The 15449-nt window shown below is 54.9% G+C and carries 15 protein-coding genes; 7 read left to right on the top strand and 8 right to left on the bottom strand.

The genetic code is table 11. From position 1 onward, the window contains the following. Positions 1-11 precede the first annotated feature (11 nt). Positions 12-941, top strand: a complete 930-nt coding sequence (locus tag U2W12_RS07600; RefSeq protein WP_326500069.1) for a Gfo/Idh/MocA family oxidoreductase — start codon at positions 12-14, stop codon at positions 939-941. A gap of 110 nt (positions 942-1051) precedes the next feature. Next, positions 1052-2149, top strand: a complete 1098-nt coding sequence (locus tag U2W12_RS07595) for a DegT/DnrJ/EryC1/StrS family aminotransferase (RefSeq protein ID WP_326500068.1) — start codon at positions 1052-1054, stop codon at positions 2147-2149. Positions 2150-2204: 55 nt separating this feature from the next. Here the strand turns inward: U2W12_RS07595 and U2W12_RS07590 are convergent, their stop codons facing one another. After that, positions 2205-2723: an NUDIX domain-containing protein gene (locus tag U2W12_RS07590; RefSeq protein WP_326500067.1), complete on the bottom strand. Its 519-nt coding sequence runs from the start codon at positions 2721-2723 to the stop codon at positions 2205-2207. A gap of 170 nt (positions 2724-2893) precedes the next feature. Then, entirely contained in the window at positions 2894-3475 is a 582-nt protein-coding gene (locus U2W12_RS07585) for a carbonic anhydrase (RefSeq protein WP_326500066.1), read from the bottom strand. A 194-nt stretch (positions 3476-3669) separates the two neighbouring features. Here U2W12_RS07585 and U2W12_RS07580 point away from each other — a divergent pair, with 194 nt between their 5' ends. The 5 genes from U2W12_RS07580 to U2W12_RS07560 all read left to right on the top strand — a co-directional run bounded on the left by U2W12_RS07580 (position 3670) and on the right by U2W12_RS07560 (position 8121). Continuing rightward, positions 3670-4575 carry a LysR family transcriptional regulator gene (locus U2W12_RS07580; RefSeq protein ID WP_326500065.1) on the top strand — a complete coding sequence of 302 codons (906 nt, stop codon included), beginning with the start codon at positions 3670-3672 and terminating at the stop codon, positions 4573-4575. Between the two features lie 65 nt (positions 4576-4640). Continuing rightward, complete coding sequence (locus tag U2W12_RS07575) at positions 4641-5255, top strand: TetR/AcrR family transcriptional regulator (protein ID WP_326500064.1); 615 nt, start codon at positions 4641-4643, stop codon at positions 5253-5255. Between the two features lie 115 nt (positions 5256-5370). Next, positions 5371-6219 carry a polyamine aminopropyltransferase gene (speE, locus tag U2W12_RS07570; RefSeq protein WP_326500063.1) on the top strand — a complete coding sequence of 283 codons (849 nt, stop codon included), beginning with the start codon at positions 5371-5373 and terminating at the stop codon, positions 6217-6219. Between the two features lie 108 nt (positions 6220-6327). Next, the gene (locus U2W12_RS07565) at positions 6328-6591 is read left to right on the top strand and encodes an accessory factor UbiK family protein (protein WP_326500062.1); all 264 of its coding nucleotides are present in this window, start codon (positions 6328-6330) and stop codon (positions 6589-6591) included. Positions 6592-6612: 21 nt separating this feature from the next. Beyond that, positions 6613-8121: a YifB family Mg chelatase-like AAA ATPase gene (locus tag U2W12_RS07560; protein WP_326500061.1), complete on the top strand. Its 1509-nt coding sequence runs from the start codon at positions 6613-6615 to the stop codon at positions 8119-8121. Between the two features lie 25 nt (positions 8122-8146). Here the strand turns inward: U2W12_RS07560 and U2W12_RS07555 are convergent, their stop codons facing one another. The 6 genes from U2W12_RS07555 to uvrC form a co-directional block, all read right to left on the bottom strand. Then, the gene (locus U2W12_RS07555; RefSeq protein ID WP_326500060.1) at positions 8147-8548 is read right to left on the bottom strand and encodes a hypothetical protein; all 402 of its coding nucleotides are present in this window, start codon (positions 8546-8548) and stop codon (positions 8147-8149) included. Between the two features lie 118 nt (positions 8549-8666). Continuing rightward, positions 8667-10952 carry a carbonic anhydrase family protein gene (locus U2W12_RS07550; protein ID WP_326500059.1) on the bottom strand — a complete coding sequence of 762 codons (2286 nt, stop codon included), beginning with the start codon at positions 10950-10952 and terminating at the stop codon, positions 8667-8669. Positions 10953-11422: 470 nt separating this feature from the next. Then, positions 11423-12127 carry a TIGR00266 family protein gene (locus U2W12_RS07545; protein WP_326500058.1) on the bottom strand — a complete coding sequence of 235 codons (705 nt, stop codon included), beginning with the start codon at positions 12125-12127 and terminating at the stop codon, positions 11423-11425. A gap of 33 nt (positions 12128-12160) precedes the next feature. Then, entirely contained in the window at positions 12161-12760 is a 600-nt protein-coding gene (locus tag U2W12_RS07540) for a TetR/AcrR family transcriptional regulator (protein WP_326500057.1), read from the bottom strand. Positions 12761-12845: 85 nt separating this feature from the next. Next, complete coding sequence (pgsA, locus tag U2W12_RS07535; protein ID WP_326500056.1) at positions 12846-13409, bottom strand: CDP-diacylglycerol--glycerol-3-phosphate 3-phosphatidyltransferase; 564 nt, start codon at positions 13407-13409, stop codon at positions 12846-12848. Next, positions 13399-15240 carry an excinuclease ABC subunit UvrC gene (uvrC, locus tag U2W12_RS07530; RefSeq protein ID WP_326500055.1) on the bottom strand — a complete coding sequence of 614 codons (1842 nt, stop codon included), beginning with the start codon at positions 15238-15240 and terminating at the stop codon, positions 13399-13401. The genes pgsA and uvrC overlap by 11 nt, the downstream gene beginning before the upstream one ends. Positions 15241-15449 lie beyond the last annotated feature (209 nt).

Raw genomic sequence — 15449 nt, 5'->3', positions numbered from 1 at the left:
GAAAAAAACAGATGAAAAAATTAAAATGCGCGGTGATCGGTACGGGTTATCTCGGCAAGTATCACGCGGAAAAATATGCCTCGCTGCCGGATGCGGAATTGATCGCGGTTGTCGATATCGATCAAACGGCCGCCCGCAACATTGCGGAAAAACACGGCGCACAAGCGTTGACCGATTATCGGGAACTCCTGGGGCAGATCGATGCGGTCAGCGTGGTCGTGCCGACGACGCTGCATCATCGGGTGTCGAAGGATTTTTTGCTTGCCGGGGCGCATGTGTTGGTCGAAAAGCCGATTACCGTCACGCTCGAAGAAGCCGACGAATTGATCGCGATCGCGCATGAAAAAAACCGGATTTTGCAGGTCGGTCATCTGGAACGCTTCAACCCAGCCGTACTCGGGCTCGACAAGGAAGAGAAGCCGCTGTTTATCGAATCGCACAGGCTGGCGCCATTCAATCCGCGCGCGAACGATGTCAGCGTAGTGCTCGATTTAATGATCCATGACATCGACATCATTCTAGCCTTGGTCGATTCGGAAGTCGAACGGATCGACGCGAGCGGTACCGCGGTGCTGACCCAGGGCACCGACATCGCGAACGCCCGTTTGCAGTTCAAGAACGGCTGCGTCGCAAACGTGACCGCGAGCCGGATCAGCATGAAACTGGAGCGCAAGATGCGGCTGTTCCGGCCGTCTTCGTATGTGTCGGTCGATTTCCAGAACCGCGTGCTGACCAAGCACCGCACCGGCGACAAAGAGATGTTTCCCGGCATTCCCGAAATCGTGACCGAAGAGTCGGTATTTGCGACCAGCGATGCCTTGCTCGAAGAAATCAGGCATTTTGTCGCCTGCATCCAAAACGGCGAAAAACCGTTGGTGCCGGGTGAGGCGGGCAGAAGAGCGCTGGCGACTGCGATAAAGATTACGGAACTGTTGAATTAAGATTATGCGTAGGGTGGATAAGCGAAGCGCATCCACCAACGCTGGCCTTTCCGTGGTGGATGCGCTTCGCTTATCCACCCTACTATTTATGAGACATTTAGGCAGATAACATGATACCAATGGTAAATCTGAAGGCGCAGTACGCCGAAATCAAGGATGAGGTCGAGCGCGGCCTGGCCGAAACGATAGCGAACTGCTCGTTCATCCTCGGGCCGAACGTGCAGGCTTTCGAGCAGGAATGCGCCGATTATCTGGGCGTCAAACATGCGATCGGCGTCGCCTCCGGCACCGATGCGCTGCACTTGGCGCTGATCGCGGAAGGCATCGGGCCCGGCGACGAAGTGATCACAACCGCGTTCACGTTCATCGCGACCGCCGAGGCGATCTGCTATGTCGGTGCGAAGCCGGTGTTTGTCGACATCGATCCGCTTACCTTCAACATTTCACCGGATGCGATCGAGCGGGCGATTACCCCTAAAACCCGGGCGGTGATGCCGGTGCATCTGTTCGGGCAGCCGGCAGATATGACGCGGATCGCCGATATCTGTAAACAGCATAATTTGATAGTGATCGAGGACTGCTGCCAGTCGTTCGGCGCCTCGATCGGCGGCAAACAGACCGGCGCGATTGGCGACGCGGGGGCTTACAGCTTTTTTCCAAGCAAAAACCTCGGCGCGTACGGCGACGGCGGCCTGGTCGTAACCAACTCGGACACGGCCGCAGAAACCATCAAGATGCTGCACAATCACGGCTCGAAAGTGCGCTATTATCACGACATCATCGGCTACAACAGCCGTCTCGATGAAATGCAGGCGGTGATTCTGCGCGCGAAGCTGAAACGTATCGATCGATACAATCAGGCTCGCCGCCGCGCCGCGCATCTGTATTCGGAACTGATGGCCGACCTGCCGTTGACCACGCCTTACGAGGACGGCGTCGGAGAGCATGTATACCATCAGTACACCTTGTTATGCGATCGCCGCGACGAGGTGATGAATGCCTTGCAGGAAAAGAAAATCGGTTGCGCGATTTATTATCCGGTGCCGCTGCATCGGCAAAACGTGTTCAAGGAAGAATGCGCCGGCGTCTGTCTGCCGGTGACCGAACAGGTTGCGGCAAAGTGTTTGTCCTTACCAATTTGTTCGGAACTGGATGATGAGACCGTCAGAATGATCGTGGCAGTGATACGCGGCGCATTGCAGGGTTGATTTGTTGGGTGCGTGCGGAGCTTGACCGCACTCAATCGAAGCGGGGTAGGTGGCGTCAAGTGCCAACTGTTCCCCATTGCCGCCAAAGAATTTTGAAGGTCGGCGTCAACAGCATGTCATCAGCCTGCACGCGGGCGTCGATCTCCTCCTGCGTAAACCAGTTGCCGTCGTCAATCTCATCGGCGGCCAAAACAAATGGACCATTATGAGTGACTCGGTAAACCTGGACGAACTCCATGCCGTTTTCAAGTGTCGGCGGAATTTTGAAAAGCAGTATCATCGGATCGCCGCGCTCTATACCGAGTTCTTCGCGCAACTCTCGTAGCGCGCTGGCATCATAATCTTCATGCGCATCGACATGGCCGGCGGCCGAGGTGTCCCAGAGCCCCGGATTCAGATCCTTGCGCATCGAGCGTTTTTGCAGGAACAGGCGGCCGGAATCGTCGAATACCAGGATATGCACCGCTCGGTGCATCATGCCCGAGGCGTGCACGATATGCCGGGCGCAAGTGCCGATTATGTTGTCGTCTTGATCGACGACCGCGAGGATTTCTTGATGGGGGAGCGGCTTCATGATCCTACACCTGCCGGACGTGCGCTTCTGGTAGGCCTTCACGACGGACGCGCGGCGCCATTTTGTTATTTCTGTCAGGCCGATCATGACGGAAAAAGAGTATTAAGGCAACAAAACTGCGTAAAGCCTCCGCCCGCACGACGGGCGGGGCGGAGGGCCGCCGGCCGCCGTTAATCGGCTCTGCCCGCTTCCGTTGCGGAGGGAACTTCGATCAAGCGCCCGCTTTTGCAGTCGTAAATATAGCCGTATACCGGAATGTCGCGCGGCACCAAAGGGTGATTCCTGATGCGGGTAACGTCTTCGAACACGCTTTGTTCCTGGTTCGGGATCGTCAGCCAGTCGATGTAATTGCCTTCGGCGGAGCCCGGACCCTGGCCGCTGTCATGCCAGCCGCTGGCGTCGATCGACGCGGTTTTCAGGCTGCTGTTCAGCAGGCGGCGCATGATGTCGTCGGTAAAGATCTCCATACCGCAATCGGTATGATGCACCACGAACCATTCGCGGGTGCCGAGCAGTTTGTAGGAGATGACCAGCGAGCGGATCGCATCGTCGCTGGCGCGGCCGCCGGCATTGCGGATCACGTGGGCGTCGCCTTCGGACAGGCCTGCATACTTGGCCGGATCGAGGCGGGCGTCCATGCAGGTCAGAATCGCGAAGTGCCGGCCCGGCGGCATCGGCAAATTGCCTTTATCGCCAAAATTGTTGGCATAGTCGCGGTTGGCGGCTAGAACTTCATTCAGTATTTTGCTCATGATTGCCTCTTATCGTTATTATGGGGGATCAAATACCAGTTGATACAAAAAAACCGCTTGGCCTCACCTCTTTCGAGGCGCAGGGCCAAGCGGCTTTAAACTATCTCCGGCACATAATATACTCGAATAAACCCAGGCTTTAAATAGCTATAAGAATTTATAGAATATAAACTTTTTGTTTACGGTTGGTGGCAATGGACAAATTGAACAACATGCAGGTCTTTTGTCGGATTGTCGAGCTTGGTACCTTCGCGGCAGTCGCGCGCGAAATGAACCTGTCCGCGATGATGATCAGCAAATACATGGCGCAACTGGAAGAATCGCTAGGCGTCGCCTTGCTGAACCGGACGACGCGCCAGATTAGCCTGACCGAAGCCGGTGAGATTTACTATCACCGCAGCAAGCAATTGCTCGACGACTTTCTGGAACTGGACGAATCGACCTCGCAACTTGCCAGGAAGGTCCGCGGCGTGCTGAAAATCAGCGCGCCGATCGATTTCGGCGGTTTATTCATGGTGCCGGCGATCGAGGCCTATCAGCGTGAATGCCCCGACGTGAAGATTCTGATGAGTCTGCATAACAGCCGCGTGAATCTGAGCGATGGCAATTTCGATCTGTCGATTCTGGTCACAGATACGCTCGACCTGGGCGTGGTCGCCCGTAAAATCGCCGAAACCCGATTGTGTACATATGCTTCGCCCGGTTATCTTGCACAGTACGGCAGGCCGGAACATATCGAAGAACTGAGCGAACACCGCTGCCTGCATTACATGGATACACCGCACCGGGATTACTGGATTTTCCGTATCGGTAACGAAGAGGTCAAGATCAAAACCAACTGGCATTTCGCCTCGAATAACGGCCGCGCCCTGTGCCAGGCCTCGGCGTTGGGCATGGGCATTACCCAGGCGCCGGAATTCGCGGTCGCGAATTATCTGGCGCAGGGCAAGCTGGTTGAAGTGTTAGAAAAGTTTCGGATTCCGACGCTGGCGATTTATGCGATTTATTTGCAGAGGCGCTTTTTGCCCGCCAAACTGACCACGTTTGTCGATTTTCTTGTCGGATACTTCGCGGAAAACAGTCCATCCGGCGCGATTTGAAAAGCGGGCGAGGCTCTTAAAGTCTCTTTCTCAGGTTTATTTTTTAATCTACAACCAACCCCGACATGGCAAGAAGAAGCCAACACACACTTGCGGAAATCAAGGCGATGGTGCTCCAGGCCGCCGAAGCGCTGGTCGCCGAGGAAGGCAGCAAGGCATTGACGATGCGCAATGTCGCGTTCGAAATCGGCTATACGGTCGGCAGCATTTACATGGTGTTCGAGAACATGAACGATCTGGTGCTGCATGTGAACGCCCGCACCCTCGATGCGCTAAGCGAACGGATCGATAAGCTGCCCTCCCAGCCGCCTGCAGAGGCGATCGAGGCGATCGCGGGTATTTATCTGGATTTTGCCAGCCATCACTTCAATTGCTGGAGCCTGATTTTCGAACATCGCCAGCCGGAAGGCGCGGAACTTCCGGATTGGTACCGCGAAAAGATCGAGTATGCGTTTTCCCGTTTCGAGACGGAGTTCAAGCAACTTGCCGGGGAGAGAACCGAGGTGCAGGCCAAGCAGGCCGCGCGGGCGTTATGGGGGGGTATCCACGGCATCTGCATGCTGTCGCTGACCGGTAAATTCACGGCCGTCGGCGCGGACGGCATGGATGCCAGCGTGCAGCTGCTGGTTAGGCATTTCCTCGCGAGCTGGCGTAATCAGGCCGAGCGGTTGTTGTTTTGATTTGCCGGGCTTTCGGACGGAACCGTGAAAAATCCCTCTCGATGATGACGCGTGTCAGGCATTCTACTATATAATGCGCGGCATTTTACCTCTCAATTTTACAGGAATTGAAACTATGAATCCGTCTGAATGGTTTACCGAACAAGCGCCGGGCGTGGCTTCGGCGTTTTCGTTGAAAATCACCAAAAAGCTGCATGAAGAACAATCGCAATTTCAACATTTGGAAATCTACGAAACCGAGAGTTTCGGCAATTTGATGGTGATCGATGGTTGTACGATGGTGTCGACGCGCGACAACTTTTTTTATCATGAGATGATAAGCCATCCGGCGCTCTATACCCATCCCGATCCGAAAAGGGTCTGGATCATCGGCGGCGGCGATTGCGGCACGTTGAAGGAAGTGTTGAAACATTCGGCGGTCGAAAAGGCGGTGCAGATCGACATTGACGAGCGAGTCACGCGCTTGGCCGAAATTTATTTCCCGGAATTGTGCGAGTCGAACAACGATCCGCGCGCGGATCTGAAGTTTATAGACGGCATTAAATGGGTCAAGGACGCCGCGCCGAATTCGGTCGATATCATCATCATCGATAGCACCGATCCGGCGGGTCCCGCCGAAGGGCTGTTCAGCGAGGCGTTTTACCGCGACTGCTTCAATTGTCTGTCCGAACACGGCATGATCGTGCAGCAAAGCGAATCGGCGCTGTATTATATGAAGCTGATCGGCGAAATGCGCGATGCGATGCAGGCCGCAGGCTTTGCGCATTTGCAGACCTTGTTCTTCCCGCAATGCATTTACCCGTCCGGTTGGTGGAGCGCGACGATCGCCGGCAAAAGCAGCCTGAAGCAATTCCGCGAACAGGATACGGCGAATAAGCCTTTCGATACGACTTTTTATAATGTCGATATACATAAGGCAGCTTTGGCCCAGCCGGAGTTTTTCAAAAAGGCGTTTGGCGGCTGATCGCCGGTTTTTATTGTTTTCGCCGGCGCCTATACTTAAGATATGACAGTATGGGAGCGGCTAAAGCCGCTCTATCCCGTCACAGCGATATTCCTACGGAGTTTACCTATGTTTTTTGATGCAAAGTCAATCGATGAAATTGCCGGCAAGCTGGCCAATACCATCCCGCCGGGTCTGAGTCATTTGAAAGAAGACCTCGAAAAAAACTTTCATGCGGTGCTGCAAGGCGCTTTGAGTAAGCTGGACCTGGTTACCCGCGAAGAATTTGAAGTGCAAAAACTGGTGTTGGCGAAAACCCGCGCCAACCTGGAAGCCTTGGAAAAACGCGTCGCCGCGCTCGAACAGCAAGTGCTGTCCAAGGAAGTGTTGTAATCTCGCAACAGGCACGCTACGATGGCTCTGGCGGTCGTTTACAGCCGAGGACGCACCGGTATCGAAGCGCCGTTGGTCACGGTCGAGGTCGATGTCGCGAACGGTCTCCCCGCGCTGAATATCGTCGGGCTTCCGGAAGCCGCGGTCAAGGAAAGCAAGGATAGGGTGCGCGGCGCGATTCAGAACTCGCGTTTCGAATTTCCGGCTCAGCGCATCACGGTCAATCTGGCACCGGCCGATTTGCCGAAGGAAGGCGGTCGCTTCGATCTGGCGATCGCGCTCGGCATTCTGGCGGCTACCGGTCAAATTCCCGGTGCGAAGCTTGCGGAGATCGAATGCATCGGCGAGCTTTCGCTCGGCGGCGAACTGCGTCCGGTCAACGGCGTGTTGCCGGTTGCAATTCAGGCGCGCAACAGCCAACGCAAGCTGATTTTGCCGAGAGACAACACTGCCGAGGCGGCGTTGGTCAAGGGTATCGAAATCATTCCAGCAATGCATTTGCTCGAGGTTTGCGCGCATCTGGCCGGGCAAAAAGCGATTGCGGCCGAGTATGAGCAAAGCGCTCCCGAGCGAACTTTCGACGATCTCGATTTTGCCGACGTGCACGGCCAGTATCATGTCAAACGCGCCTTCGAAATCGCCGCGGCCGGCGCGCACAATATCTTGATGCTCGGACCGCCGGGTACCGGCAAATCGATGCTGGCCTCGCGTCTGCCGACCATTCTGCCGCTGATGACCGAACAGCAGGCGCAGGAAACCGCGGCGATCGCCTCGGTCAGCGATCAAGGACTCGATGTCGCGAATTGGCGGAGGCCGCCTTATCGCGCGCCGCACCATACCGCATCGGCTGCGGCGTTGGTCGGCGGCGGCAGCAATCCTCGGCCGGGCGAAATCTCGCTCGCGCATAATGGGACTTTATTTCTGGACGAACTGCCCGAATTCGACCGGAAAGTGCTGGAAGTCTTGCGCGAACCACTCGAAACCGGCCACATCACGATCTCGCGCGCGAACCGCCAGGCCGATTTTCCAGCCCGTTTCCAGTTGGTCGCCGCGATGAACCCGTGTCCCTGCGGTTATCTCGGCGATGCGTCGGGGCGCTGCCATTGCACCGTCGAACAGGTGATGCGCTACCGGGCCCGGATTTCGGGGCCGCTGCTCGACCGGATCGACATGCATCTGGAAGTGCCGCGGGTTCCGCATGAAGTGTTGCGCAAAGGCTCGCCGGAAGGGGAGGAAAGCAGCGCGGTCATCCGAGCGCGCGTCGCCGCGGCGCGTAAGCTGGCAGTCGCAAGGAGCGGTAAGGCCAATTCGGCGATGACCGCGAAAGAAGTTAAACAGTTTTGTGTGTTGTCCGAGCCCGGCCATCGTTTGCTGGAGCAGGCGATGGACAAATTCGGCTTGTCGAATCGCGCTTATCATCGGATCTTGAAACTGGCGCGCACGATCGCCGATCTGGCCGCCTCGGATACGATTGAACTCGCCCATTTGAGCGAGGCGATCGGCTATCGGAAGCTGGACCGGCGGTCTTGACGATTCCGCCGGCCCGACATGCGGGTTATTTGATCTTGACCAGTTCCTTGCCGTCGCTGGAGAAATGACAAATGCCTGCCGCAAAATTGTTGCAATGTTCCGATTGTTCGATTTTCGCGCCGTTCGGGCTCAGTTGGATTTTCAGTTCGCAATAATCGGCCTGACCCTCGATATGCTTCTTCATCAGCAATTGGTTTTCACCGGTGCTTTTGGCTTCGCCTGAAACCTCTGCCGAACAGGCCTTGGCGTCTTTTTCATTCGCATTGGCCTCAAAGTCGACATCGGTGCTGACCCTGATTTCATCGTTCAATTTGGTGATTTTCAGGTGATGGACGTGATTGCCATCGCGCAGCAAATAATGATCGGTCGCCGCGAACGCCGAGCCAGAAACCAGCAGGGCTGTTGCCAGAAACAAATGTTTTTTCATAGTGTTATCTCTTTTTGAGTGAGTGGATTCGTAGATTGAGGGCCGGCAGAAACGGCATTTGGCCGGACTTTAGGCTGTCGTGTTTCCAACACGGCAGCGGTTAGCCGATCATTTTACCTCATACTGCGGGTTTGCCCAAAGCCTGCAGCCCCGTGGGTATGGCGTTATCCGGGCTTGTCGCCACAGAGGCCGTGTGGGTTCTACAGCAGGCCGCGGCGGGCTGGGTATCGGTATAAAATTCGACCTGCCCTGTTTCCACATCATACATCGCGCCGACGATGTCGATCTGGCCGGCCTTCGCCATGTCATCCAATAACGGGCTCTGCTTTCTGATTTGTTCGACAGTCAGCTGTACATTGTGTTCGGCGGTCTTCTGCACCAGCACGGACTGTTCAGGCGGATTTTCCGGGCTGAACTCCGCGCGGGCCGTTTTGACCGCCGGCTTGATTTTTTGCAGCAAGCCGGTCAAATGCTCGAGTTCCACATCGGCGCAGGCGCCCTTGATCGCGCCGCACAGGGTGTGGCCGAGCACCACGATCAATTTCGATCCAGCTAGCTTGCAGGCAAACTCCATGCTGCCGAGAATGTCATCATTCACGATATTGCCCGCGACCCGGGCACTGAACACGTCGCCGAGGCCCTGGTCGAAGATCAGCTCGACCGAAGTCCGAGAATCGATACAACTCAGGATGATCGCGATCGGGAATTGGCCCTTGCGGGTATCGTTGACCTGTTCGAGCAGATTGCGATTCGATTTCAGGTTGTTCACGAAACGCTCGTTGCCTTCCTTCAAGATGGTCAGCACCTCGGCCGGCGTCAGCGATTGCTGCGAGTCGTAGGTCTGCGCCCTGGCCGTTTCGAGCGGCGGCAGCACGCCGTAGCCGCGCAGATTTTCGGTCGTCAATTTGATGCCCTTGATTTGCGCTTCCGATCTGAAGTTTTGAATGATTTCAAAGATATCGTAATCGATGAACTTCGACCGGGTCGCATCGATCACGACCTCAGAATCGGCCGGCAACTGTTTCAGGATTCGTTGCACGTTGGCCTTGTTTAAGAACGAAACCTGCTCGGAAAGCCGCAACACGGTCTTATTGCCGATTTGAGCTTCACGCAGATAGAACGAGCCGCGATAATTTTCGATCAGGATCGCAATCAAAGCGAATGCCATGCCGATTGAAATGCCGGTCAACAGGTCGGTCAGGACGAGGCCGAGTACCGTCGCACAAAACGGAATGAAATGATAGCGGCCCGCGAGACACATGTTTTCAAAGACCTGGGGTCTGGCCAGCCGATAACCCGCCAGCAGCAAGATACTGGCCAGGCTCGCCAGCGGCACCAGATTGAACACGGAAGGGATGAAAATGACGGTAAACAACAGCAATAAACCCTTGGTAAGCGCAGCTGCCCGGCTTTTGGCGCCGGATTCGATATTGATCGAGCTGCGGATGATCAATTGCGTCATCGGCAGGCCACCGATAAAACCGGCGCAGATATTGCCGATGCCTTGTACGATCAACTCACGACTGGTCGGAGTGATGCGTTTGTAAGGATCCATCTTATCCACGGCTTCCACCGTCAGCAAGGTTTCAAGGCTTGCGACCAGCGCAATGGTCAAGGCAAACCAATAGATCTTCGGGTCGAACAGCCGAGCAAAATCCGGCAAATAAAGCTGGCTGAGGATATCCGACGGATGCTCGAAGACCGGAATCATCACCAAGTGAGCGCCGCTCAGCGCCCAGGATGGATAAAATTTGCCGAGCAGAAAATTGCTCAGCACGCCGACCAGCAAGGCCACCAATCCGCCTTGCAGCAAGCGCAGCAGCGGATGCCTGTTCTGGACCCAGAATTCCCAGATCAGCAAACTCGCCAGCGAAAGAGAGGAAATCAACACCGCGCCCGGCGCAATGCTGCCGAGCACATGGAATATTTCTGAAAATGAGGAGTATTGGTCACTTTGGATGAAGTTTACATCGCCTTCGAAATCGCGGTCATAGCCGACCGCATGCGGAATTTGTTTCAAAAACAGGATGAGGCCGATGCCGTACATCATGCCGTTGATCACCGAAGACGGGAAGTAATAGGCGATCACCCCGGCTCTCAAGATACCCAGCACTACCTGGATCAGACCGGCCAGCACCACGGCTAGCAAAAAAGCATTGAAGCCCAATTGTTGAATTGCCGCCAAAATGATCACGGTCAGCCCGGCTGCCGTACCGCTGATGCCCAGGACCGAACCGCTGAGTTGCGATACGATCAAGCCGCCGATGATGCCGGTAATCAAACCGGATAAGGGGGGGGCTCCCGATGCCATCGCAATGCCCAGTGAAAGCGGAACGCCAACCAAATAAACGGCGATGCCGGCGGAAATATCGTCTTTTAAATTTTTTGAGAATGATGTAAACATTATTTTTTCCGAGAATCGTTGAGTCGCAAAGGTGCAGTAAAGCCCGCAGGCAAAAAAGTATCGATTCGATATCATTTTGCCTGAGATAATCGATTTGTCAATAAAGACCTAAGTTGAAGTGAATTTTCAAAGTCTACGGTGCTAATAGTTTGTAAAGTTTTCCCAATCTGTTGTCATAGAATTAAGAGTGTCTGTCGTGCATCAGTGCTCTTTCACATGCCGACCTGACCGGTAAAGTTGAGAAAAGCCAGGTAATACGGTTTTATTGCGCATGTGGGAAGGCTTTAACGGCAGCGAGGCGTAAAGAGCGTGTGTACGCAACCGGACATAGTCGGGAAGGAAACCGAGAAACACTGCTACACGGGAATTTCGTGTCGGCGCTTAAGCTGTTGAATTTGAAATCTGGCCGGGATGAGTTCTGGAATTTCCCTTACACGCCCGGTTTGAGTCAGCGCGGCGTGCGTCCGGTTTTAGCGATTGGCCGGCATGCCTTTCAGCAGCCAGCTCAGGAAGTTTTCACGGTTGCGCGAGCAGATCACGACTTTGCCCTTGCCGGAAAATTTGAGCACCATGCCTTCGCCGCTGGTCACACTGTTGACCAGTTGACCGAGCAAACCGGCCCCCTGCTGTGTGGCGACCGAGATTTCGTGACGCAAGCGATTATCCCAAGCGACCACGTGGGCGTTGTCGATGATCATCTCCTTGCCCGGTTCGACATCGAGTACGAAGCTGGAGCCGAAGCCGGAGACGGCCAGTTTGCCGCGGCCGCTCGCTTCGCAAATGAAAAAGCCGCCGGTCTGTCCGAACAGCGCCGAACCGACTCCCTGTGTGCGGACATTCAGATTGACGCCGTATTCGGCGGCGACGAAGGCGCCATCGCTGATCATATAGCTGATCTCCCCGACATCCAGTACTTGAATCGCGCCTGGCAGCGTTGGCGAGAGCAGGCAATCGCCGGCGCCGCGGACCGCTTCGATATGCTGCTGAAAAAACGACTCGTCATTGGCCAGACGCCGCATCAAGGCGCCGCCGAAGCCGCCGGTCATCTTGCCCTTCAGCTCGAGGTTGCTTTCCATCATCACCATCGCGTTCGATTCGCAATAAATCTTTTCGCCGCTGGCCAGGCTGATATGCAAAAAGGGATCGACATCCCCGGTGACGGTGAATTGGGCCATACGCTTGTTACCTTCAGATCGTATTAATGGGGATCATTTTTTCGCGATCGCGTTCCATGCGGCTAGCCAGGTTTGCGGCTGGTAGGTATTCGCTGTCTTGTCCAGCGCGCCGGTCAACACCAGTCGCAGGGTATGATTGATGATGCCGAAAAAATAAGCGAAGCACAATTGCGGCGGCAGATTCCGAAGATCGCCGTTTTTCGTGCCTGTCTGGAAGATTTTAAGGATTTTGACGAACGGTGGTGTTTCGATGAGCGGTTTTTCGTCCGGCAATATCTCGTTGATGTTTAATACCAGCAACAATTGCATCACATTCGGCGCGTCGTCGGTCAGTCTGAACAACAGATCGACGATGCCGCGCAGTTGCTCGGAGGGCTTTTGATTCTTGCGGCGAATATCATCGATCGACACGTTCAAGCTGTCGAAAATGTTCGCATAAAGCGCCGCAGCGATCATTTGCTTGTTTTTAAAGTGATGATAGATGCCGCTGGTGCCCTTGACGCCGGCTGCGTCGGCAATGTCGGTCAGCGAGGTGTTGAAATAGCCTTTTTCGGCGAACAGTTTTAGCGCCGCGAGTAAAATCTCATCCTGCGCGTCGGCTTTGGTTTGTGTATCTTCTTTTTCCTGATCCATTGTTATTCTTTCACAGCCGATTCAATGGGCTGTATCTTGGGTTGATTGTGTCCCGGCACATAAATAACGTCCGGAATTTAAAAATTCAGTGTTCCTTGATGGCGGCGACCGCTGCGCACAAATAATTGATCATCGACCACAAGGTCAATACCGCCGCGATATACAGCAAGACATAGCCGATTGCATTGATCGGAAGACCGAACAAATCCTCGCGGTAGAGCAGCATGCCGATCGCGACCATTTGCGCGGTCGTTTTCCATTTGCCGAGCGTCGAGACTTTGACTTTCGCACGTTGGCCGATTTCGGCCATCCATTCGCGGAGTGAAGCGATCGTGATTTCACGGCCGATAATGATCGCGGCAGGCACCGCCAGGTATGGATTGGCCTGTTGCTGCACGATCAGCACCAGCACGAAAGCGACCATCAATTTATCGGCGACGGGGTCCAGAAACGCGCCGAACGGCGTCTCCTGCTGCATTTTTCTCGCCAGAAAACCGTCCAGCCAGTCGGTGATACCGGCCGCGATAAAAATCGCGGTGCAGGCGATATTCGCATAGGCCCAGGGCAAATAGAACACGACCATCAATAAAGGAATCAGCGCGATGCGCAACAGGGTCAGATTCGTCGGTATGTTGAATTCAATGGTCATCTGCTTGATGAAAGCTGTCGTATATACGTTGCGCCAATTGACGGCTAATGCCGTCTATGCTGGAAAGCGCATCGACACCCGCCTGGGTCACGCCTTGCAGCCCCCCGAATTGTTTTAATAATAACTGCCGCCGTTTAGGGCCCAATCCTTCGATCGATTCCAATACCGAGCGTTTCTTGACCTTGCCCAACCTTTGCCTATGCCCTGTAATCGCAAAACGGTGCGCCTCATCGCGGATATGCTGGATCAGCAGCAGACCGCTGGCGCCCGGATTTAGCGCAAGAGGTTGATTTTGATCGACCAGGATCAGTTTTTCCATTCCGGGCTTTCTGTCCGGACCTTTCGAAACGCCGACTATCATAACATTGTTTATGTCCAATTCCGCCAATGCCTTTTGCGCCTCATGCACTTGCCCCTTGCCGCCGTCGATAAAGAGAATGTCCGGCGCCTCGTGTTCGCCCTGTTTCAGGCGCTTGAAGCGCCGCGAAACCGCCTGATGAATCGCCGCATAATCATCGCCCGGCGTGATGCCTTCGATGTTGAAACGCCGGTAAGCCGATTTGACCGGTCCCTCGCGGTCGAACACCACGCAGGAGGCGACGGTCTGTTCGCCCTGATGATGGCTGATGTCGAAGCATTCGAGGCGTTTCGGCAGGTCGGTGAGGCCCAGTTCATCCTGCAAGCTGATAAAACGCGCATACAGGCCCTGTTTGTCGGCCAGTTTGTTCTGCAGAGACGTTTCGGCATTCTCGATTGCCATCTGTAGCCATTTGAGCCGTTCGCCGCGGACATTCGCCGAAATCGCGATTTGATGCTTGGCCTGATTGGCCAGCACCTCGGCGATCAGATCGCTTTCTTCGAGCGGATGGCTGACGATCAATTCATGTGGCGGCGGCCGTTCCAGATAATATTGCGCAATGAACGCCTGCAGGATAGACGCCGGATCGTGTTCGTCGGACATTTTCGGGAAAAACTGCTTATTGCCCAGATGCTGGCCGCCGCGGATGAAGAAGACCTGAATACAGGCCATGTTCGCCTTCGTCGCGCAGGCGATGATATCGACGTCGCCGCGTTCCCCGTGGACGAAATTTTTTTCGAGCACCGCGCGCAATTTGACGATCTGATCGCGGTATTGCGCGGCGCGTTCGAATTGCAGCGCCGCGGCCGCCTGTTCCATTTTCACGATCAACTGCTCGATTAGCAGGCCGCCTTTGCCTTCGAGGAACAGGATCGTGTTGTCGACATCCTGGGCATAGCCGGGTTTGTCGATCAGGCCGACGCAGGGCGCGGTGCAGCGCTCGATCTGATATTGCAGGCAGGGACGGGTGCGGTTTTGAAACACCGAATCCTCGCATTGCCGGACCGGAAAAATTTTTTGCAGCAGTTTCAGGCATTCCCTGACCGCGCCGACACTCGGATACGGCCCGAAATATTTGCCCGGCCGCTTTTTCGCGCCGCGGTGAAAGGTGATTTGCGGAAAATCGTGCGCGCTGGACAGATAGATATAAGGGTAGGACTTGTCATCGCGCAAACAGATGTTGTAGCGCGGCTTGTGGCGCTTGATCAACTGCGATTCGAGCAGCAGCGCTTCGCCTTCGGTATGGGTCACGGTCACGGTGATCGAGGCGATCCTCGCGACCATCGTGTGCTGCTTGATTGATGCGGCTTTATTGTTGAAATAGGTCGCAACGCGGTTCTTCAGGTTCTTCGCCTTGCCGATATAAATGATCTCGCCCTCGCCGTCGAGCATTTGATAAACGCCTGGGCGAGTGGTCAGGTTTTTGATGAAGGTTTTGGCGTCGAAGGCGTTTTCTGGCTGTTCGGAACTCATGCGTTGTTCAATTCATAGCCGATTTCAAAAATAATTCGCAGATTTCAAAGATCGGGAGATTGTATATAGGCTTGATAGTAAAGGCAATTTTGTGATGCATCTTTTTCCCCCGCTCAGGCGCGTGGGATCAAGAAAAAAGCCGCGTAAGTCAGCGATCCCTGGTGTGCGCAGCCCCGATGTCACAAATCGTCAGGCAGACGCCGGTTGCG

The sequence above is a fragment of the Methylomicrobium sp. Wu6 genome (genome assembly GCF_035916875.1).
GTDB lineage: Bacteria > Pseudomonadota > Gammaproteobacteria > Methylococcales > Methylomonadaceae > Methylomicrobium.
Note: the sequence above shows the minus strand (reverse complement) of the source record. Positions and strands in the feature narration are given on the sequence as shown.

Coding starts and splice junctions, on each gene's coding strand:
- uvrC (WP_326500055.1), bottom strand. CDS start 15,240: ATGAGTTCCGAACAGCCAGAAAACGCCTTCGACGCCAAAACCTTCATC.
- U2W12_RS07580 (WP_326500065.1), top strand. CDS start 3,670: ATGGACAAATTGAACAACATGCAGGTCTTTTGTCGGATTGTCGAGCTT.
- U2W12_RS07595 (WP_326500068.1), top strand. CDS start 1,052: ATGATACCAATGGTAAATCTGAAGGCGCAGTACGCCGAAATCAAGGAT.
- pgsA (WP_326500056.1), bottom strand. CDS start 13,409: ATGACCATTGAATTCAACATACCGACGAATCTGACCCTGTTGCGCATC.
- U2W12_RS07590 (WP_326500067.1), bottom strand. CDS start 2,723: ATGAAGCCGCTCCCCCATCAAGAAATCCTCGCGGTCGTCGATCAAGAC.
- U2W12_RS07555 (WP_326500060.1), bottom strand. CDS start 8,548: ATGAAAAAACATTTGTTTCTGGCAACAGCCCTGCTGGTTTCTGGCTCG.
- U2W12_RS07560 (WP_326500061.1), top strand. CDS start 6,613: ATGGCTCTGGCGGTCGTTTACAGCCGAGGACGCACCGGTATCGAAGCG.
- U2W12_RS07585 (WP_326500066.1), bottom strand. CDS start 3,475: ATGAGCAAAATACTGAATGAAGTTCTAGCCGCCAACCGCGACTATGCC.
- U2W12_RS07565 (WP_326500062.1), top strand. CDS start 6,328: ATGTTTTTTGATGCAAAGTCAATCGATGAAATTGCCGGCAAGCTGGCC.
- U2W12_RS07545 (WP_326500058.1), bottom strand. CDS start 12,127: ATGGCCCAATTCACCGTCACCGGGGATGTCGATCCCTTTTTGCATATC.
- speE (WP_326500063.1), top strand. CDS start 5,371: ATGAATCCGTCTGAATGGTTTACCGAACAAGCGCCGGGCGTGGCTTCG.
- U2W12_RS07550 (WP_326500059.1), bottom strand. CDS start 10,952: ATGTTTACATCATTCTCAAAAAATTTAAAAGACGATATTTCCGCCGGC.
- U2W12_RS07540 (WP_326500057.1), bottom strand. CDS start 12,760: ATGGATCAGGAAAAAGAAGATACACAAACCAAAGCCGACGCGCAGGAT.
- U2W12_RS07600 (WP_326500069.1), top strand. CDS start 12: ATGAAAAAATTAAAATGCGCGGTGATCGGTACGGGTTATCTCGGCAAG.
- U2W12_RS07575 (WP_326500064.1), top strand. CDS start 4,641: ATGGCAAGAAGAAGCCAACACACACTTGCGGAAATCAAGGCGATGGTG.